This window comes from Brachybacterium sp. AOP24-D1-21 (genome assembly GCF_052378665.1).
Classification (GTDB): domain Bacteria; phylum Actinomycetota; class Actinomycetes; order Actinomycetales; family Dermabacteraceae; genus Brachybacterium.
The window spans coordinates 2,531,917-2,551,250 of the sequence record NZ_JBQSXX010000001.1 but is presented as its reverse complement, the minus strand read 5'-3'; the positions used below and the strand labels follow the sequence as shown (position 1 = coordinate 2,551,250).

Below are 19,334 nucleotides of genomic sequence, written 5' to 3'. Positions count from 1 at the left end.
ACGAGTCGGCCATCGTCCCCGAGATCGCCGGCGTGACTCCGCGTGTCTCCTCCGAAGTGATGACCGCAGCAGAGGACGCGGCGCTCTCCTTGAGCAGACTCGATGCGGAGCTCGGAGAACGGGTGGCCTCCTTTGCCCCGGTGCTGCTGCGCTCCGAAGCCGCCTCATCCTCACAGATCGAGAACCTCACCGCTTCTGCCCGCTCGATCATGAGCGCCGAGCTCGGGGCCAGGACCGGACAGAACGCCGTCCAGATCGCCGCGAACACCCGAGCGATGACGGCAGCCATCGAGCTGGCCGACGAACTCTCCGAATCATCGATCCTGCGGATGCACGAGGTGCTGCTGAGTTCCCAGCCCCGGCACACACCGGGACGTTGGCGCGACGAGGCTGTGTGGATCGGGACCCGCTCGGACACTCCTGTCGGTGCCGAGTTCGTCGCGCCGCACCATTCCCGGATCCCACACCTGATCGATGATCTTGTGTCGTTCCTGCACCGATCCGATATGCCGTCGCTGATCGCGGTGGCGGTGAGCCATGCGCAGTTCGAGACCATCCACCCTTTCTCCGACGGCAATGGCCGCACCGGACGCGCCCTGGCCCAGTCCCAGCTGAGGCGCCTGGGAGTGACTCGGAACGTCGCGATCCCGGTCTCAGCCGGTCTGCTCGCCGACGTCCCCGGCTACCACTCCGCGCTCGGCGCCTACCGGAACGGAGACATCACCCCGATCATCGCGGCGTTCTCCGACGCGTCGCTCCGCGCCGTGCGCAACACACGTGAGCTGGTCGATGAGATCGAGGAGATCCGGGCGGGTTGGACGGAGCGGCTCACGGCCAGGCGCTCGAGCAACGCGTGGAGGTTGCTCGATGTGCTCATGCGGCGCCCTGTGCTCACCTCCGCGGCCGCGGCCGCAGAGCTCGGCGTGAAGCAGCCCAACGTCTATCCCCCGCTGAAGGCCCTCGAGGATGCCGGGATCCTCGCCTCGAAAAACGAGTATCAACTGGGCCCGTTCTGGCGCTCCGACGAGATCCTCGCGGCCATCGACCGGTTCGCCGAGCGTGCTGGTCGGCGAAGCCTGACCTAGCACCCGCCCGTCAGCCCAGCAGCTGCTCGAGCACCAGCACGGTGCCGTCCTCGTAGATCGAGTCGGTGACGATGTCCGCCACGTCCTTCACGCCCTGCGGGGCCTGACCCATGGCCACGCCCACCGCGGCCCAGGTGAGCATCTCGGTGTCGTTGAACCCGTCTCCGACTGCGACCGTGTGGGCGCTGTCGATCTCGAGCCGGCTGCGGAGCACTTCGAGGGCGCTCGCCTTGGAGATGCCGGGAGCGGCCATGTCGAGCCAGGCGGTCCAGCCGATCGAGTACTCCACGCCGTGCACCCCGGACTCGGCGATGACCTTGCTGAACTCCTGCGGAGACAGGTCCGGGACGTGGACGACCACGCGCACGGCCTCGAGCTCCATCAGCTCGTCGAGCTGGCTCTCGATCGCCTGGACGCCGAAGCTCGCGTCCTGGAAGCCGGCCGTGGAGCGGAAGCTGCCGTCGACCATCTCCACCGCGTAGTGGGCATCGGGTGCGACCTCGCGCAGGGTGCGCAGGGCGTGCCCGGGCTGGAAGGACCGGGTGTCGATGATGCGGTGCCCGCCCTCGAGCTCCGGGTCCATCTGAACGGTGACCGCCCCGTTGGAGCAGACGGCGAAGCCGTGGGTAACCCCCGCGGCCTCGACGATCGGGAGGGTGGCCCCGAGGGAGCGGCCGGTGGCGATGACGACGGTGTGCGCCTCCGCCGTCTGCTGCAGCACCTCATGCATCTCCGCACTCATCACGCCGTCGTGGTCGACCAGGGTGCCGTCCACATCCAGGCCGATCAGCAGCTTCTGCGCGGAGAGCCCGGTGAGGAGCTCCTGGAGGCGCGCACGAGTCGCGTCACGGTCGGTGGTCGAGGCCTGGGTCGAGGTCTGAGTCGTCATGTCCGGCAGTGTGGCACCGGCATCCGACGAGCGGGTGAACCCACGGTGACGACGAGCACTGAGCATGCTGCGCAGGCGGCGCAGGGGTCGGGGGGCCGGCATCTCAGGCAGCGCCCCCCACGACCTCGAAGATCTCGCGCCCGCCGAGGAAGGGCCGCAGCCCCTCCGGGACGACCACCGATCCGTCGGCCTGCTGGTGGTTCTCGAGGATCGCGGCGATGAATCGGGTGGTGCCCAGGGTGCCGTTCAGGGTCGCGACCGGCCGCAGCCCGTTCTCGGTGCGCTCTCGGATGTTCAGCCGCCGTGCCTGGAACTGGGTGGTGTTCGAGGTGGACGTGAGCTCGCGGTAGGTGTTCTGGCTGGGCATCCATGCCTCGCAGTCGTACTTGCGGGCGGCGGAGGTGCCGAGGTCCCCCGCGGCGGTGTCGATGATGCGGTAGGGCACGTCGATGCGCGCCATCATGTCCCGCTCCCAGCCGAGCAGCCGCTCGTGCTCCTCGTAGGAGTCCTCGATGCGGCAGTAGGAGAACATCTCGACCTTGTGGAACTGGTGCACCCGGATGATGCCGCGGGTGTCCTTGCCGTAGCTGCCGGCCTCGCGGCGGTAGCAGGCGCTCCAGCCCGCGTAGCGGAGCGGGCCGTCTTCGAGGTCGATGATCTCGTCCTTGTGATAGCCGGCGAGTGCGACCTCGCTGGTGCCCACGAGGTAGAGGTCATCACCCTTGTCGAGGTGGTAGACCTCGTCGGCGTGCTCGCCGAGGAAGCCGGTGCCCTCCATCGACTCGGGCAGCACCAGGGTGGGGGTGATCATCGGGGTGAAGCCCGCATCGGTCGCCAGGGAGATCGCGGAGTTCAGGATCGCGAGCTCGAGCTGGGCGCCGACGCCGCGCAGGAAGTAGAAGCGTGCGCCGGAGACCTTCGCCCCGCGCGCCATATCGATCGCCTTGAGCCCCTCAGCGATCTCCAGATGGTCTTTGACCGGGTGGTCGAAGCTCGGAACCTCACCGACGTGCTCACGCACCACGAAGTCGGCCTCGAGCCCCTCGGGGGCCCCCTCGGCGAGGTTCGGGATCTCGCGCAGCGCGGCGTCGCGGGCGGTCAGAGCCTCATCGGTCTCGGCCTCGAGCCGCTTGACGTCGGCGCTGAGCTGCTTCACTTCGGCCAGCAGGGCCTGCTTCTGTTCACCCTTGGCCTGGGCGACCTGCTTGCCGAAGGCCTTCTGCTCGGCGCGCGCGGACTCGAAGGCCGCGGTGGTCTCGCGCCAGCGAGCATCGGACTCGAGCACCGCGTCCACGGTGGAAGGGTCACGCCGACGCGCCCGCTGGGCGTCTCGGACAGCTTCAGGGTTCTCGCGCAGGTGCCGCAGATCGATCATTGCACCAGGGTACCCGCGCGCACGCCTGCCAGTACGCTGACGGAATGGACCTCACCCTGCTGCTGCTGAGCATCGCCTCAGTGCTCACCACCGTGATCACGATCGCCCTGCTGGTGATGGTGCTGCGCCGACTGGGCCGGCACCGCCGAGAGCTGAGCGAGCTGCGCGCCGCCGCGGACCGCCGGTCGAGCACGCGCAGGGCGCCCGGCACCGACGGCGCGGGGGACTCGACGGAGGGTGCCGCGGACGATGACGCCGACTCCCCCGCCGACGACGGCCGGCTCCGCAAGGTCGCCGTGGTGCTGAATCCCTCGAAGTTCGAGGAGACCGACACCTTCCGCCGGAAGATCACCGAGGTGGTGGACCGGATCGAGGGCGCTGAGACGGTCTTCTACGAGACCACCATCGACGATCCCGGCAAGGGCCAGACGGAGCAGGCTGTCGCGGACGGCGCGGATCTCGTGATGGCCGCCGGCGGCGACGGCACGGTGCGTCTGGTCGCCTCGGTGCTGGCCGGCACCGACACCCGGATGGGCATCATCCCGGCCGGCACCGGGAATCTGCTGGCCCGCAATGTCGAGATCCCGCTGGAGGACCCGTCCGCGGCGATGATCACCGCGCTGACCGGTGAGGACCACCAGGTGGACGTCGGCTGGCTCCGTGCCGGTGACTCCGCCGCCGCGGCCCGCTCCGCCGAGCGCCAGATCTTCCTGGTGATCGCCGGCTTCGGCGCCGACGCGGAGATGATCGGCTACACCGATCCGGAGATGAAGAAGCGGATCGGCTGGATCGCGTACATCTTCGGCGGGATCCGCACCGTGCTGGGCCGCTCGGTGGATGTGGTGGTGCAGCTGCCGGATGACACCCGCCACGCCCACAAGGCCCGCACCGTGCTGCTGGGCAACGTGGGCAAGCTGCCGGGCGGCTTCGTGCTGATGCCCGACGCCACGATCGACAACGGCCGCCTCGAAGTGGTGGTCGCGGGCTGGCGGGGAGCGGCAGGATTCAGCCAGGTCGCCGCCCAGGTCATGAACCCGAAACTGGTCCCGAAGTACGGTCCCAAGCTCGCCACGATGGAGCGCTACCTGACCACCGGGATCCGAGTGACCACCACCAAGCCGCAGCCGGTGCAGCTGGACGGCGACACCGATGTCGACGCCACCCACCTGATCGCGACCGTCGATCCCGGGGTGCTGCGGCTGCGCGTGCCGGAGGGGAAGGGCGCGGCGCAGGGCAACAGCTAGGCCCGCGGGGCAACAGCTAAGCCCGCTCGACCCGGTCGTCCTGCAGCGGCGGCACCACCATGACCGGCCGCTCGGCCCCGTGGAGGATCGCGCGCGACACCGAGCCGAGCAGCGCACTTCTCAGGGCACCCCGGCCATGGGAACCGACGACGATCAGCTGCGCGACGGCTTCGGCGTCATGGAGGATCGCAGCGGCCGCTCCCTCCTGGACCTCGCCGGAGATCTCGATGCCGGGCACGTGCTCCGTGACCCAGGCGACCTCTGCCGCCAGATCCGCCTCGAGGTCGGCGCGACGACGGTCCACGAGCTCCTGGGCGTCGCACGGGCGCAGCGGGAACCAGTACTCGCCGCTGTCGGGTCTCTGCTGTGCGGTCAGCAGCACCAGCGACGTTCCGCCATCGGCCGCCTCCCGCGCCGCATGCAACGCGGCCCGGCGACTGTGGGGCGAGCCGTCGACGCCGACGGCCACCGGCCCGGTGAAGCGCTCAGCCACCGCGGGGACCACCACTGTGGGGCACTGCGCATGAGCGGGAAGGGCGGTGGAGACCGAGCCCAGCACCAGGCCGAGGAAACCTCCCCGGCCACGGGCACCGACGACCATCAGGTGCGCCCGTGCCGAGGCTTCCGCGAGCGCGCCGACGGAGTCTCCCTCGATCGTCAGGTAGGAGACCTCGCCGGGATGCTCGGCGAGTCGGGACGCCGCCACCTCCAGCACGTACCCGGCGATCAGCTTGCGGGCCTCGTCCTCGGGCTCCGCGCCGAGGGAGGCGTAGTTGGCGTACACCGGGAGCGGTGCTCGATAGGTGGTGATGACGCTGAGCTTGCTCCCGCGGCGGGCGGCGATGCCGGCGGCGTAGGCCAGTGCGACCTCGGAGTTCGGGGAGCCATCGAACCCGACCGCGACACCGAGGTCACGCGTGGCAGGGTCGAAAGGGATCGTGTTCTGCTCAAGATGAGCCTCTGTGCTCATGGCAAGCCCTCCGCGGGGCTGCCGGCACGGACGACGATGACGCCCCGCTGTCGAGTCCATCCTCGTCGCTCCTCACCCTACCCCTCAGGTGAAAGCGCGGGCCCGAGGCGCCGGTGCGGGGTGCAGGTCGGGGAGAGCGGGTCGGGGTGCACACCGGGGGCCGCGCCGTTCAGTCCTTCAGCACACCGCTCCGGGCGAGTTCCGGGTCGGTGCAGGAGGCGAGGTTGAAGCAGCAGGGGCGACGCTTCCCGTTCCGCAGCTTGTCGATCGAGACCTCCACACGGCGCGCACGGGTGTCGGCGTTGCGGGTCGACCCGACCCAGCGCACCCATTCCCAGCGCGCCATCGGGGTGATGGATGCCCAGGTCTCCTCGAGGTCGTCGGCCGCGTCGAGCGCGGCACCGAGATCCTCTGGGACCTCCGGCTCGGGCCAGACCTTCGTGGGCACGAGGGTGAAGTCGACGACGTTGCCCTCGCTGAGGTCGAGCGCCTTTGCCAGCGCATCGTCGACGCGCAGCCAGTGCCCCTTGCGACCGTCGGGCTCGACCACCATGTCCAGCTGATGACCGTTCAACGTGGCCTCGACGGCGACCTGACCGCGGGAGGGCAGCGCAGCGCTGGCCGCTTCGGGCAATGGGATGAGGAGCCGATCATCGATCGCGCGGACCTCGGCGGTGCCGTCGACGGGGCTACTGGTCTTCGCTGCCATTTCTGCTCTCCTCTGTCCTCAGATCCTGTGCACTCTCAGTTCCTGTGCGTCTCAGATTCTGTGCGTGCTCAGATCCCCTGCTCGTTCTCAGATCGCTGTGGCGGGATCCGTCGGGGTGATCATTCCCGACAGCCGCTCGATCCAGTCGCGCGCGTCGTCGTAGGCATGGTCGGCGAAGTCCTCGCGGATCTCCGCCCGCTGTCCATCGATCCGCGGGTAGGAGCCGAGATAGTGCACCACCGGGCAGAGCCGATGGAGCGAGCGCAGGGCGGCGGCGACGCGGCGGTCCTCGATGTGGCCCTCGATGTCGAGGGAGAAGGAGTACCGGCCCAGAAAGTCGCCGACGGGGCGGGATTCGATCCGGGACATGTTCACGCCGTTGGAGCTGAGGATCTCGAGGGCCTCGAGCAGGGCGCCGGAGCGGTTGTGGGGCAGTTGGACGACGAGCGTGGTCTTGTCGGCGCCGGTGCGGGCGGGGATCCGGCCTTCGCGGGTGACCAGCACGAAGCGGGTGACAGCACCGTCGTAGTCCTCGATGCCTTCGGCGAGGATCTCCAGGCCGAAGTGCTTCGCTGCGAGCGGGGAGCAGACAGCGGCCCGGCCGCGGGCCTCCTCCGCGCTGACCGCGGCGAGGTCTCGAGCGGCGGCTGCTGTCGACGAGGCGGCCGCGATGTCCGCGCCGGGCACGTTCTTCCGCAGCCAGCCCTGGACCTGTGCCTGGGCATGCGGGTGGGAGGAGACGGTGGTCAACTGGTCGAGGGGCGTGGCCTCTCGAGCGGCGAGCACGAAGGTGATCTGCACGGTCTGCTCGGCGACGATGACGACCGAGTCAGTGGCGGCGAGCACGTCCAGGGTGCCGGAGACGCCGCCTTCGACCGAGTTCTCGATCGGCGCCATCAGCGCATCGATGTCACCGGCGAGCAGATCGGTGGTCGCGGTGGCGACGGCCGAGAAGGGCACCAGCTCCGGCTCGGCTGCGGCGAACTCTTCGGGCGTCTCCGCGAGTGCCTGCAGGAGTGCCTGATGGGTGAAGGTCGTCTCTGGACCAAGGAATCCGTACCGCATGGTGAAATCGTACTCGGCGCACCACGGCGGGCTCGGGCGCGTTCAGGCCCGGGGATGTTCAGGCCCGGGGTCGCGGTCCGTCGCTGAACCAGTAGCGGCGTTTACCGTCGCGGATGTCCTCGAGCTGACCGCCTGCCTTCTCGATGGTCCGACGGGAGCCGTGGTTGTCGTCGTCACAGGTGACCAGCACCGGGTCCATGCCCAGCTCCTGCGCATGGACCAGTGCGAGTTCGAGGGCGGCAGAGGCGATCCCCTGCCGCCTGGCCGCGGGGCGCACCGAGTAGCCGATGTGGCCGCCCTGTTCGAGCAGGTACGGGGTGAGGCGGTGCCGGATGGCGATGAACCCGAGCATCTCGTCCGTCTCGGGGTCGAGGATCCAGCGGCTGGTGCAATGCACCCAGCCGTCGGGAAGCTCGGTGGCCGGGTCCTCCTCCTCGATGCGGGCGGTGACGAATTCGGTGACGTCGCCCGGGGCGATGGGAGGACGCTGGGGATCACGGATGCCTGACCCGTCCATCGAGGTGCCGGCGAAGTCGGTGACGCAGTCGATGTAGGCGGAGTAACGGGTGGTGTCCGGTCGGACGAGGCTGATCGCGCGGGGCATCGGGACATGGTGCCACGGTGGGTGCGACCAATCAGGAGGGTGGGTCGTCAGAAGGGTGGATCGGTGTCCCAGCGTGCGCGCCGTGCGGCGTCCTCATCGTCGTACTCGCCTTCAATGACGGGGTCGACGGGCCCCCATTCCTGGTGGATCCGTGCGTTCTCGCCATTGCGGTCCATCTCTTCCATCATGCAGAGCCACTGGAAGTGCTCCCACGACTCCATCATGGCGGTCGCGAGGCGGGGCGTAGCCAGGTCAGGGCGTGGTGAAACCCTCGTGGTGACCAGGGGTGGCGAACCGACCGTCCAAGTGGTGTCGCCGTCGGGTTCTCGGACGGGATCGACACGTCTCGCAGTCTTGAGGTCGTGATGCCCCCAGTGCAGTCGGTGGAGGTTGTCGATGCTGGTGGGGCCTCCCCGTTCGGGGTGTGCGTGGTCGAACTCTTCGATGTGGTCGTTCTCCGCATCGTCGGTGGTGCTCTTCGTGCATCCGGGCACAGCGCAGCGGGGTGTGGTCAGTCGAAGGTGCTCGACCATCTCGGGGGTGGGGCGGTAGCGCTGGGCAGGGAGCGGGAGGAAGCCTCCGGCGATCGGCTCTGTGAAGACCTTGTGCCATACCGGCTCGGACTCGGCGAGCTTCCGGGCCATCGCGGCGGGCAGCGGGGTCATGCCGCCATAGGTGGCGGGGGTGTCATCCAGGCCCATCAGGGTGAGGACGGGGATGACGATGTTGATGCGGTGCCGGGGCGCGGGCACCTCGACGCCGGCGGTATCGAGCAGGGTGCGGTGGATGATCGCGTAGCGCAGGGCCGCAAGGGTCATGGCGCCGCCGTCGCGGGCGACGTCCCCATCGAGGTCGAAGGGGATTGGGGCGCCCTGCTCGAGCGCATGGCGCTGCGCGGCCTGGACTGCCTTCGCCGAGGCGTCGATCCGGCGGGAGAGGGCGAGGATTTCGGGGATCGGGCCGGTCACGCGGAGGCAGGCGATGCCGTCATCACGCCCGCTGGACTCGACGGTGACATCGCGGGAGTGCTCTGGGCAGTGCCGTGGCTCCTCACGTTCGAACCAGGAGACCAGTTGGCGCAGCTCATCCTGGAACCGATCAGCGGGAATGGAGGCGAGGTCCCAGGCGGAGATATGTTCATCAGCTTGAGAGCGCTGAAAGGGGGTGAGATCCCTGACGGCCTTCAGCATTCTCTGATGCCAATCTTTCGGCATGTCACCTCCGGCGAGGCGTTCGAATGTTCGCGGCATCTCGTGAAGCGCGATACGCGCGTCGCGAATCCGAAAGGCCGCGAGCGCAGTGGTGGTGCGCAGGGCGATGGCGATCGCGAGACTCCGCTCCTCACGGTCATCCGTGAGGTCCGGGTTCTCGTAGTCGATCCAGAACGGAGCGAGCTCGAGAAGGTGCCGCGCGTGACGCCGCGACTCCTCGCGCTCCTCCTCCATCATCCGGGTAATGGCGGCCGCGTCAGCGCTACCGGGCTTGAGACGCCCCCGCACGGCCAGGGAATCCTCCGTGAGCGTCGAACGTGCGCGTACGCGGACCACAGGGGGCCCATCGTCGCCGGATCGACCGGCACGGGACTGGGGCTGGGGCGCGGACTGGGACTGGGACTGGAACTGGAACTCGGGCTGGACTGCCGGCTGGGGCGCGGACTGAGACCCGGCAGGACGCAGGGAGGGGTGCGGCACTTCCATCGTCACGATCTCCACCTCCTCGTCGAGTCATCGCCGGGGCATACCGCCATGGCGAACATTCATACTGGGCACCGATGCCCACAGTAACGTCGCATGACGCATTCGAGACCTCGGACATCAGCATTCTCTAAGACTGCTTCTCTCTGGCCCCTTATTTTACCCCCGAAGAGTTGACGTAGACAAGGGTCGGCACTACTTGGGGATAAACTTGTGGAAAACTCGGAGTGGGGAGGAACGGACGTCCTTATCCACATTTCTAGCCACCGATAATCCCCATTTCCGGGAGGGCCTTGACAACGAACTCGTCGCGACGGCGAGCACGGGACGCCTGCGCATATCGGACGCGACTGCATACCTCCGGATCCGGAGGGGCTTCGTCCGGTTCCCGCCCTGGCCCCTACGCGTGCCCCGACCCCGGTGTCTGCACTTCCGCCTACGCCTGCCCCGCCCCCGCATCCAGATCGAGAATCCAGCGCCGGACATGCCGGGTGCCGTCGGCCGGGTGTCGCAGGAGGTCCTCCTCCGGGTGCGCACCGAGCCGGTGGGCCACCGCGCGCGAGGCAGGGTTGCCGTCGGCGATCAGCAGCACCGCCTGTCGCAGGCGGGAGTCGCGGCGCGCCCGGCTGATCAGGGCCGAGGCGATCTGCGTTCCGACACCGCGGCCCCGCTCGGATTCGAGCACCCAGTAGGTGACGGCCACCTGGCCGCGGGAGAGCTCGGGAGCGAGCCGGTTCAGCCCACCTCCGCCGAGCAGCCGGCCCGAGGCCGCGCCGACCGCTGCGAGCTCCTGGACCGGTCCGTCCTCCCGCCAGCGCGCGCAGCGTTCCAGGAAGGACTCGAGGGAGCTCTCCGTCCAGCGCTCCCCCACGATCTCTGCGGCGAGCGCCGCGTCCTGCCCGGCGAGGATCTCGGGCCCGTGGCGAGGCTCGAGCCTCTCGAGGCGGATCACGCCCCCAGGCGCTTTCCCATCACGACCTTGCCGGGAGCCAGTTCCCCGAGCACGCTCCATCCCCGGGCACGGTAGAGGCGATGACCGCTCCCCTGCGGGTCGGCGTCGGTCTGCAGCAGCGACCGCGCGTGCGGGAGGCCCTCCATCAGAGCATCGTGGAGACGACCGCCCAAGCCGTGTCCCTGATGCGTCGGCCGGACTGCGAGCTCGACGAACTCGAAGTGGCCGCCCACCCACTCCGTTCCGTCGGCCGCCAGTCCGTCGGTCGCCAGTCCACCAGCCCCCAGACCGTCGGCCGCCAGTGCATCCGCCACCCGGTCGGCCCACCATTGCCCGCGCTCGCCCGTGTACCCCCAGCCGAAGCCGTGGAGCTCCTCCCCCATGGAGGCAGTGACCAAGCGGAAGCCGTCGCGCGAGCGGTGCTGCTCCCAGAAGCGGCTGCGCCAGTCCTCCGCATCGTCGACCGGTCCGAAAGCCGTCGTCCACACCTCGAGCACGCGATCCCGGAATGCCGCGGCGGCGTCGGCACGGTGGGTTGCGATGCGCACCTCGACCGGGTCGAGGCCACGCCTCACGCCGCGCCCCCGCCGCTCCCGCCGCTCCCGCCGTTCTCGCCGCTCTCGCCCGCGAGTGCCGCACGTACCGAGGCGAGGATCTCCACATCGCGGGCGCCACGGGCCCGGGCGGCGGCGATCGGTCCGGCGAACAGCGAGACCAGGCCTGCGTCGACCGGACCGCCGGGCTCGCGCTGGGCCGTGGTCGCAAGTTTGCGGGCTTCCATCGCCGCACCGGGGGCGATCGTCGTTCCCGCCCCGCGACGGGTGAGGAGGATCTGCGACTCCTCGAGCAGCTTGTAGGCGCGGGCCACCGTGCCGGGGGCGAGGCCGAGATCGGCGGCGTAGGTGCGGATCGCCGGCAGGCGGTCACCCGGCGTCAGCTCGCCGGTGCGGACCTGCTCGAGGATCTCGCGGCGAACCTGCTCGTACGGAGGCTGTGGAGAAGGCATGGCGACCACGATAGAGCGTGAGAGATAGGTGGAGGGTCTGCAACGGCCGGCCGCGCGGCGCAGGCCTTCCCCGTAGCATCGGGACGTGCCCCAGGAACTGCCCGCCCCCGTGCGTCGAACGCCGCTCGCCGTGCTGCTCGCACTGCTGCTCGGCGCCTTGGTCCTCGCCGGCGCGCCTACTGCTTCCGCCGACGATCCCGACGATCCCGTGCGGCTGGTGATCGCCACCGCGGGGCTCGGCTGGGAGGACATCGATCCGCAGGCCACACCGAATCTTCAGTGCCTCGCCGAGCGCTCCGGCGCGGGTGCCATGAACACCACCTCGACCTCGGTCGTCTCCACGAAGCGGCAGGGCATGGAGACGCTGCACTCCGGATACCGGGGCCTGGCGGAGGAGGCGCCGCGCACCAGCGGCATCCCGACGCCGGCGCAGGATCAGTGGGAGCAGCTCGGAGTCCCAGTCAGCACCTTCGACCTCTCGGGTCCATCGACGATGGAGATCACCGTCGGGGAGGAACGCGGCGACAGAAAGCCGGAGCGCGAGTCCGGGTACACCCAGATCGCCGATGCTCTCGCCGCGGGCGACCTGGTCCAGGTCACGGTCCCCTCGCTGCCCCAGGCCGACGGCCCGGCCCGTGCCCAGGCCCTGGTCTCCCTCGATGCTGTCGTCGGGGCGACGCTCGACGAGCTCGGCGGCTGCCAGAGCGCGGACCTCCCCCGCACCCTGCTGGTCTCCGTCGCGGCCACCGATCCCGAGCATCCGGCGTCGGCCGAGCACCCCGGGCCGGTCGCCTCGCGCACGGCGGGCCTGCAGGTCGCCCTCGACACCGCCTTCTCCGGCCAGGCCCTCACCAGCGGGGCCACCAAGCAGACCGGCGTGGTGGTGCTCACCGATGTGCTCGCCACGATCCTCACCTCCTATGACGCCACCGCCGACGGGCTGATCCCCGGTCAGCCGTTCCGCGGCACCGCGCACGACGACCCGCAGCAGCTGGCCCTGGATCGCTCCGAGGCCGCGGCGCAGGTCGATGCGGCGACCGTGCCCGCGCTCGGCTCCTGGTTCGCGCTCGGCGTGATCGGGATCGTGATCCTGCTGGTCCCGCCGCTGGCACGTCGGCCGCGTCTCGCCGCCGTCGGCCGGGCGCTCGCGGCGATCGCGCCGCTCGCACTGCCGGTGGGGATGTTCGCCTCCCTGGTGCCGTGGTGGCGCGCGGAGCATCCGACGCTGGCCCTGACGGGCGTGGTGTGGGCGGGCTGCGCGCTGCTGTCGGCGCTGGTGCTGGCCGGTCCCTGGCGCCACCATCGCCTGGGCCCCGTCGGGATCTCCGCGGCGCTGGTCGCCCTGCTGATCCTCGGCGAATCGGCCACCGGGTCGCGGTTCCAGCTGGGCTCACCGCTGGGGGCGCAGCCGATCTCCGGCGGGCGCTTCTACGGGCTGTCGAACCATCTGTTCGGGATGGTGCTCGCGGCGGCGCTGATGGCGCTGCTGTGCCTGTTCGCGGTGGTGCGCACCCCGCGTGCACGGGTGGTGTGGACGGTGGCCGTCGGCGCTCTGGTCGCGATCGTCTGCGTGGCCCCGTCGATGGGCGCGGACTTCGGGTCGATGCTGGCCACGATTCCCGCCTTCGGGCTGCTGGCGCTGCTGGTCTCCGGGATCCGGCCGCGGCTGTGGCATCTGCTCGCCCTCGGGGCGGGCGGCGCGGTCGCGGTGCTGGGGGTCTCGTTCCTGGACTGGCTGCGACCCGCCGAGGACCGCACCCACCTGGGACGCTTCATCGACGAGCTCCTCAGCGGCGAGGTGATCTCGGTGGTGGTCCGAAAGCTCGCCCAGAACGTCGCGATGACCACCGGATACCCGTCGCTGGCGGTCGTGATGGTGCTCGCGGTGGTGGCGTCGATCGCGCTGCTGATCCCGGGCCGACTGCGCTGGCGGCGGCTCGTGGCGCTGGATGCCGAGCACCCCGCCTCGTACTGGGTGCGGGTCGCGCTCGTGGTGGGCACCTGGGTCGGCTACGCGGTCAACGACACCGGGCCGGTGCTGGTCGCAGCCATGTTCGGCATCTGGCTGTGCTACCTGCCCGCGGTGCTGCCGGCGCCTCAGGACCTGGGTCAGGAACGGGACTGAGACCAGAACCAGAACGCTGGCTAAAGGTTCTCCGCGTCCACCGCGGCGTGCACCACGAGCGAGGTGTACTCGTCGGGGCTGAGCGGTGTGGGCAGGGACTCCGGGATCGTGGGCTCTCCGACCTCGAGGTGCGAGGCGATGATCACCGCATGCTCCGGGGTGAAGCGGCCCTCGACGGGCGCACCCCGGAGCCGGGTCGCGAGCGTCTCGAGGTCGGTCTCCGCGAGGTAGACGACGTCATCGGGGGCGAAGTCGCCGTCCACCGGCAGGTCACGCAGCAGGGCGTCGAGCTCCGCGGCGTCCACGTCGCCGAGGGCTCGGGTCTCGTCGTCGGAGAACTCCCCGGTGACGGGCAGGTCCGCGAGGGTCAGCCGACGGGCCTCGGCATGCTCTGCACGCTCGGACTCGGTGGCAGGCTCCGGGACGACGGTCCAGGTCTTCTCCTCGTCATGGTCCGTCGGTGCCGACGGGAGTGGCGGCAGCGGTGCGACCTCCAGCGGCTCCGGATCCTCCGGCGACTCGGCCTGCCCTTCCTCCTCGAGGTCGGGGGCCAGGTGGCGCTTGCGGGCGAGCGCCCGCACCACATCGCGCAGCTGCGCGGCACGATGCAGCTGGCCGCGAAGATCCTTGCCGGTGGCGCGGTGATGGAGCTCGGCCGGGATCTCCTTGACCCAGAACCCGCTGCTGAGCGCATCGATCGTCAGCGAGGTCTCCACGCCCCAGCCGGAAGCGAGCGGGAGGCAGGCCTCCCAGGTCTCCCGGGTGATGCAGCGAGTGCCGGACAGCGGCTGGTTCGGCTCCCAACCGGTGGCGCGGTGGATGCCGCGGCGCGCGGTCCGCACCACGATGCCCATCCCGGCGGCGCCCTCCTGCGGGGGCAGCAGGGCGATGGCCATGTCCACGCCCTCGTCGAGCACCGCATCGACCAGCGGCTGCGCGGCCTCGGCGGAGCCGCCCATATCCGCGTCGAGGAACAGCAGGGCGCGCGGCACGGTCTCGGCGGCGTCGATCACCGGCAGCGGGCCGGTGTGGCCGGGCGAACGCGGTTCGGCGTGCAGCTCCTCGGAGAAGCTCGCACCCCCGTCGGCCCGTTCGGCGTCCTCGCGGATCGCGACCATCTGGGCACCGGTCGCCATCGCCGCGGCCTTGCCGCGGTTGGTCTTGTGCCGCACCACCAGGGCATCCGCCCCCATGGCGACGGCGGACGTGGCGTCGGTGGAGCCGTCGTCGACGACCACCACCAGGTCCACGCCCGTGATCCTGCGGGCGGACTCGATGGTCGCCTCGATCCGCTCCGCCTCGTTCTTGGCGGGGATCACGACGGCCACCCGCTCGGGGCGGTGGGCCGTCAGCGGCCCCGCGGTGCTCATCGCAGCGTCACCTGACGGGCGACGATGCCGCCCCGTGCCCGACGCTCGAGGGTGGTGAGCGGCTCGGTCGAGGCGAGCGCCTCCTCGAATCGGGTGCGGAACGCCTCTGCCTCGGCCTCGGCGGCCTCGACGCCGGATCCCTTCGCGAGATCCCACACCGGGATCGACAGGCCCTCGGCGCGGAAGGAGCCGACGTACTTGGCGCCCTCGCAGATCGCGGATTCACGACGGGCGTGGAGGCGGGTGACCGCGTCGATCACCTTCTCCTCATCGGCGTCGAGCACCCAGCGCACGTGCTCCTTCGCGCCGGCGTCGACCCAGTAGGCGTGGGGCAGGCCGGCGACCGCGCGGGTCTGCATGATCGAGTCGTTCGCCTGGGAGATGGCCTGGTCGATCTCACCGGTGCGCTCGGCGCTGGGATCGAGCCAGAACTCGAAGGTGTCCTGGACCTTGATCTCGAAGGCGCCGGTGAGGTCGAGGATGTCCTGCAGGCGCGGGGCGTCCTCGTCGAGGGTGACGGTGGTGATCGGGTTGCCGGGCTCGAGCGCGGCGGCGAGCTTGATCGCCTGGCCGATTCCGCGCGAGAGATCGTTGCCGGGATAGCCGGCCTGAATGCCGACGGTGACGGAGCCGTCGGTGCGGCGCACCGCGGGCCAGGCCATCGGCAAGATGGTCGCGAGCTCGACGTCGAGGGAGCCGTACTCCGCGGTGGTCTTCGCAGCCATGGTCGCGGCCGGGATCAGCTGGCGCATGGCCACCAGGTCCTGTTCGTTCGGCAGGCCCTCGAAGGGGCGGCGGACCAGGTCGTTGCTCGAGGTGGAACTCATGGGACGAGTCTACCGATCCACGGGCGCTTCCTCGCGCAGGGCGGCCTCGAGCACCGCCAGGTCGCCTGGGCGCAGGTCCCGTCCGTGGTCCGGGCGCGGATGCCGGGGGCGGCGGGTGAGGTGGACGGGCACGGTCTCCAGTCCCAGGCGCAGGGCGACGGCGATGCGGTGATTGCCGTCGATCGTCGCGAACTCCTCGTGGAAGGCCAGATCGATCGGGGTGCGCATGCCGTCCCGTGCGATCTGCGCTTCGAGACGGTCCAGGTGCGTCGGGGTTTCGAAGGTCGGGGACCCGACGAGCTCGCGGTCCACCGCCCGGTAGCGCGCGACCAGCTCGGTGGGCAGCTCGACACTCTCCTGCTCCATCGGGGCGGCGCGGCGCTCCATGAACAGCTCGGTGTCGTCGTCAGGGTTTCGGCCGCCGGTCCCGAAGCCGCAGCTCTCATAGAGACGGCGGGCGGGCAGGTTCGTCTCGACGACCGCCAGGAGCAGGCGGGTCTGCGGGTGATGGGCGGCGAGATGCTCGACCGCGGCGGCGACCAGGGCACGGCCGACGCCGCGACCGCGGTGCTCCGGGGCGACCCACACGGAGATCAGCTCGGCGCGGGCCCCCGGGACGTCCCCGTACACGGGATCGTCACCGAACAGGAGCCGACCCATCGCGGCGGGTTGTCCGTCGACCTCCACCACGAAGGGGACCCTCGGCCAGCTGACCCCCTCGCGCCAGTGGGCCTCGGTGTCGCGATGGCGGATCTCGGCGAGCGTGCTCCCGAAGGCCCAGGGAGCATCCTCCAGGGCTCGCAGCCGCAGGTCGCGCCAGAGCCGCCACTCGCCCGGAGCGAGCTGACGTGCCGCGATCACGGGTGCGTGCCCACTTCCATCAGCTCCTGGGCGCACTCCTCGAGATCCCGCGGCACCACGCCGTCGAGCATGTGGAGGGCGAAGTCCTGGCTGAGCCGTTCGAAGAAGTAGGTGCCGCGCACGGAGTTGCCGTGCAGGTCCAGCTGCGGGGCGTAGCTGGCGACGCCGAAGCGGGAGGGCAGAGCAGCGATGATCCCGCCGCCCACCCCGGACTTCGCGGGCAGGCCCACGTCCCCGACCCAGTCCCCCGCGTTGTCGTACATCCCGCAGGTGAGCATCACCGAGAGCACCTGGCGGGCGGCGACCCGGGAGAACACGTTCTGCCCGGTCAGCGGGTTGGTGCCGCCGGAGGCGAGGGTCGCGGCCATCACCGCGAGGTCGGTGACGGTGGTGAGCACCGCACAGCCCTCGATGTAGCCGCCCACCACCTCGGCGGCGTCCTCGCTCATCGATCCGGCCGCGCGCAGCATGTACGCGAGGGCGAGGTTGCGGTCGGCGGTGGTCAGCTCCTCATCCCGGGTCTCCCGGTGCAGCTCGAGGGGGTGGCCGGCGGCGGCGTCCAGCACCTCACGCAGGCGTTGCGTGCGCTCCTCCTGAGTGGGGCCGAGCATTGCATGAGTGCGGATCGCACCGATGTTGACCAGTGGATTCTTGGGCTTCTTGGAGTACGGATCGAGGCTGAGGGCGTTGAACTCCTCCCCCGTCGGCTCCTCGTCGACCACGGAATCCACATACTCCATGCCGTGCAGGTCGATCGCCGCACCGTACGCGAACGCCTTGGAGATCGACTGCATGGGGAAGGCGTGCTCGGTGCCGGCGGAGGTGATCTCCCCGTCGATCGAGCAGACGGCCACGCCGAGGTGGTCATCGCGCGCGCCGGAGAGATACGAGAGCTCGGGGATGTCCCCGACCTCCTCGGCGCTGCCCGAGATGCCCCGATCGGGCAGGATCGCCCCGAGCTCCTCGGAGGTCTCGGGCACCGTCGCCGTGGAGAGGGCGACGGTGAGGCGATTCAGATATGTGGTCAATGCGCTCGTCACGGCACCGACCGTACAGGGCTCCACCTCGCCACATGAGAGACTGCCTCGCCCGCCCCGACCTCGCGAGATACCGTGAGGCATGACCGTTACGCCGCTGCTCGACACCGATGTCATCGCCCGCCACACCCTCGCGCACGACGCCTCCCCTTTCCTGCTGCTGCTGGAGGCGTGACGCGATGAACATTGTGGAATGGCGACATCCGGTGCGTGTGCCCGAGCCGTATCGCAGCCTGTTCGTGATCGCGATCGGGGTGATCCTGGTCCGCACCTTGCTCCCCTATTCGGCGACGTTCACCCTGGTCGTCAGCTTCGTGGGCGGCGCGGTAGGAATCGCGTTCGCCCTGGTGGTGCTCTCCCGCGGCTTCGATCCCGTGGTCCCGCGCTCCTGGTCCGAGAGCGGCTTCATCGTGGCGCTCCTGCTCGCTCTGATGCTGGTGATGTCGGTGTCCGAGGGATTCTCGTGGACCGGACGCTTGATCGGAGTGATCGTCGGCATCGGCATCGCGGTCTGCGCCTTTCATGTGGCGGAGGTACTGCATCAGCGGAGCAGCTCCAAGAGCAGCCCGCGAGGCTGACGAACGCCGTCCGCTGTCATGACCCGCCGGTAGTCTTCCCAGCGGTCCTCCTCCCCCGGTGACGTCCTGCGTCCCACCAGCGGCTCCCCGCCCACTTCCCAGGTGGGACCGCACAGGACGACTCCCGAGGAGGACGATGCCCATGATGGGCGGACATCACGCGATCAGCGGCACCGCCGCCTGGATGGCCCTGGCCGGCTCCACCTCGATGATGGGGCACGTGGCGGGACTGGACCTGTGGGACCTGACCCCTGAGCAGGTGATCGCCGGGGCGGTGGTCTCCACCGGCGCGGCCCTGCTGCCGGATATCGACCATCCCAGTGCCACGATCTCCCGCTCCGGCGGCGGCCTCACCAAGGCGCTCACCCGGATGGTCGGCTCCTTGGCCGGGCACCGCGGGGCGACCCACACCCTCCTCGCCGTCGCCGCCTTCACCACGCTGGCGGCGCTCGTGAACGGGCTCGACTGGCAGGTCCAGGTACCCGTGCTGGGCGAGGTGCAGGCTGGCGCCGCGCTCCTGGTCGCCGTGATGTGCGCCTTCGGCACCCGGGCGCTGAAGGCGGTCAAGGGAAGACTGCTGCCGTGGGTCGTGGGCGCCGGTTCCGGGCTGCTGGTCGGGGTCATCGCGCCGGACACGTCGATCTGGCTGCCGGCCGCCGTGGCGGTGGGGGCGCTGGCCCATCTCGTCGGCGACCTGCTCACCACCGACGGGATCCCCTTCCCCACCTGGCCGCTAACGGTGAAACCGCCGAAGCGACTGGCCTCGCCCTTCTGGCAGCGCAGCGGCGACATCGCCCTGCCGCTGCTGGGCAACGCCGGCAGCGCGCGCGAATGGCTGCTGTGCACGGTGCTGACCGGCTACGCCGCGGTCACGACGATCGCCACCATCGCCGGGGCACCCGAGGTGTTGAGCCTCTGAAACGCGGGTGAACAGAGCCCAGAA

General features: G+C 70.2%; 19 protein-coding genes. 5 read left to right on the top strand and 14 right to left on the bottom strand.

The genetic code is table 11. The annotated features are described in order from the left end of the window. The first annotated feature begins 59 nt into the window (after window positions 1–59). A complete protein-coding gene (locus tag ACT3UF_RS11380; protein WP_441443912.1) occupies window positions 60–1,085 on the top strand; it encodes a Fic family protein in 1,026 nt (341 codons plus the stop codon). 10 nt (window positions 1,086–1,095) lie between these two features. Here ACT3UF_RS11380 and ACT3UF_RS11375 read toward each other — a convergent pair whose 3' ends face one another. Beyond that, the gene (locus tag ACT3UF_RS11375) at window positions 1,096–1,974 is read right to left on the bottom strand and encodes an HAD family hydrolase (RefSeq protein ID WP_441443913.1); all 879 of its coding nucleotides are present in this window, start codon (window positions 1,972–1,974) and stop codon (window positions 1,096–1,098) included. A 103-nt stretch (window positions 1,975–2,077) separates the two neighbouring features. Next, window positions 2,078–3,349: a serine--tRNA ligase gene (serS, locus tag ACT3UF_RS11370; RefSeq protein WP_442331831.1), complete on the bottom strand. Its 1,272-nt coding sequence runs from the start codon at window positions 3,347–3,349 to the stop codon at window positions 2,078–2,080. 44 nt (window positions 3,350–3,393) lie between these two features. Between serS and ACT3UF_RS11365 the strand changes: the two genes are divergently transcribed. Next, window positions 3,394–4,593, top strand: a complete 1,200-nt coding sequence (locus ACT3UF_RS11365; RefSeq protein WP_442331832.1) for a diacylglycerol/lipid kinase family protein — start codon at window positions 3,394–3,396, stop codon at window positions 4,591–4,593. A 16-nt stretch (window positions 4,594–4,609) separates the two neighbouring features. Here the strand turns inward: ACT3UF_RS11365 and ACT3UF_RS11360 are convergent, their stop codons facing one another. The 8 genes from ACT3UF_RS11360 to ACT3UF_RS11325 form a co-directional block, all read right to left on the bottom strand. Next, window positions 4,610–5,563, bottom strand: coding sequence for a universal stress protein (locus ACT3UF_RS11360; protein ID WP_444608336.1), 954 nt, complete (start codon window positions 5,561–5,563; stop codon window positions 4,610–4,612). 169 nt (window positions 5,564–5,732) lie between these two features. Next, window positions 5,733–6,272 carry a YdeI/OmpD-associated family protein gene (locus tag ACT3UF_RS11355; RefSeq protein WP_441443917.1) on the bottom strand — a complete coding sequence of 180 codons (540 nt, stop codon included), beginning with the start codon at window positions 6,270–6,272 and terminating at the stop codon, window positions 5,733–5,735. Between the two features lie 87 nt (window positions 6,273–6,359). Continuing rightward, a complete protein-coding gene (gene pheA, locus ACT3UF_RS11350; protein ID WP_441443918.1) occupies window positions 6,360–7,337 on the bottom strand; it encodes a prephenate dehydratase in 978 nt (325 codons plus the stop codon). 58 nt (window positions 7,338–7,395) lie between these two features. Beyond that, entirely contained in the window at window positions 7,396–7,941 is a 546-nt protein-coding gene (locus ACT3UF_RS11345) for a GNAT family N-acetyltransferase (RefSeq protein ID WP_441443919.1), read from the bottom strand. Between the two features lie 47 nt (window positions 7,942–7,988). After that, window positions 7,989–9,638: a DUF222 domain-containing protein gene (locus ACT3UF_RS11340; RefSeq protein WP_441443924.1), complete on the bottom strand. Its 1,650-nt coding sequence runs from the start codon at window positions 9,636–9,638 to the stop codon at window positions 7,989–7,991. A 433-nt stretch (window positions 9,639–10,071) separates the two neighbouring features. Further along, window positions 10,072–10,587, bottom strand: coding sequence for a GNAT family N-acetyltransferase (locus tag ACT3UF_RS11335; protein ID WP_442331834.1), 516 nt, complete (start codon window positions 10,585–10,587; stop codon window positions 10,072–10,074). Continuing rightward, window positions 10,584–11,135 (bottom strand): GNAT family N-acetyltransferase, encoded by a 552-nt coding sequence (locus ACT3UF_RS11330; protein WP_441446094.1) that lies wholly within the window; start codon window positions 11,133–11,135, stop codon window positions 10,584–10,586. The genes ACT3UF_RS11335 and ACT3UF_RS11330 overlap by 4 nt, the downstream gene beginning before the upstream one ends. A gap of 23 nt (window positions 11,136–11,158) precedes the next feature. Then, on the bottom strand, window positions 11,159–11,593 hold the full coding sequence (locus tag ACT3UF_RS11325; protein WP_442331835.1) for a GntR family transcriptional regulator: 435 nt from the start codon (window positions 11,591–11,593) through the stop codon (window positions 11,159–11,161). A gap of 85 nt (window positions 11,594–11,678) precedes the next feature. Here ACT3UF_RS11325 and ACT3UF_RS11320 point away from each other — a divergent pair, with 85 nt between their 5' ends. Continuing rightward, on the top strand, window positions 11,679–13,718 hold the full coding sequence (locus tag ACT3UF_RS11320) for a hypothetical protein (RefSeq protein WP_441446092.1): 2,040 nt from the start codon (window positions 11,679–11,681) through the stop codon (window positions 13,716–13,718). Window positions 13,719–13,738: 20 nt separating this feature from the next. On the opposite strand, the gene ACT3UF_RS11315 is transcribed toward ACT3UF_RS11320, so the two are convergent. From ACT3UF_RS11315 to glsA, 4 genes are read right to left on the bottom strand one after another with little or no spacing between them, the layout of a single operon-like run. Beyond that, window positions 13,739–15,088, bottom strand: a complete 1,350-nt coding sequence (locus ACT3UF_RS11315) for a glycosyltransferase family 2 protein (RefSeq protein WP_442331837.1) — start codon at window positions 15,086–15,088, stop codon at window positions 13,739–13,741. Then, the gene (locus ACT3UF_RS11310) at window positions 15,085–15,915 is read right to left on the bottom strand and encodes a DUF5926 family protein (protein ID WP_441446090.1); all 831 of its coding nucleotides are present in this window, start codon (window positions 15,913–15,915) and stop codon (window positions 15,085–15,087) included. The genes ACT3UF_RS11315 and ACT3UF_RS11310 overlap by 4 nt, the downstream gene beginning before the upstream one ends. A 9-nt stretch (window positions 15,916–15,924) precedes the next feature. Next, a complete protein-coding gene (locus ACT3UF_RS11305) occupies window positions 15,925–16,776 on the bottom strand; it encodes a GNAT family N-acetyltransferase (protein WP_441446089.1) in 852 nt (283 codons plus the stop codon). After that, the gene (glsA, locus tag ACT3UF_RS11300; protein WP_444501806.1) at window positions 16,773–17,816 is read right to left on the bottom strand and encodes a glutaminase A; all 1,044 of its coding nucleotides are present in this window, start codon (window positions 17,814–17,816) and stop codon (window positions 16,773–16,775) included. The genes ACT3UF_RS11305 and glsA overlap by 4 nt, the downstream gene beginning before the upstream one ends. 176 nt (window positions 17,817–17,992) lie before the next feature. Between glsA and ACT3UF_RS11295 the strand changes: the two genes are divergently transcribed. Continuing rightward, the gene (locus ACT3UF_RS11295; protein WP_262425657.1) at window positions 17,993–18,391 is read left to right on the top strand and encodes a hypothetical protein; all 399 of its coding nucleotides are present in this window, start codon (window positions 17,993–17,995) and stop codon (window positions 18,389–18,391) included. 136 nt (window positions 18,392–18,527) lie between these two features. Beyond that, entirely contained in the window at window positions 18,528–19,310 is a 783-nt protein-coding gene (locus ACT3UF_RS11290) for a metal-dependent hydrolase (RefSeq protein ID WP_441446087.1), read from the top strand. The last annotated feature ends 24 nt before the right edge of the window (window positions 19,311–19,334 follow it).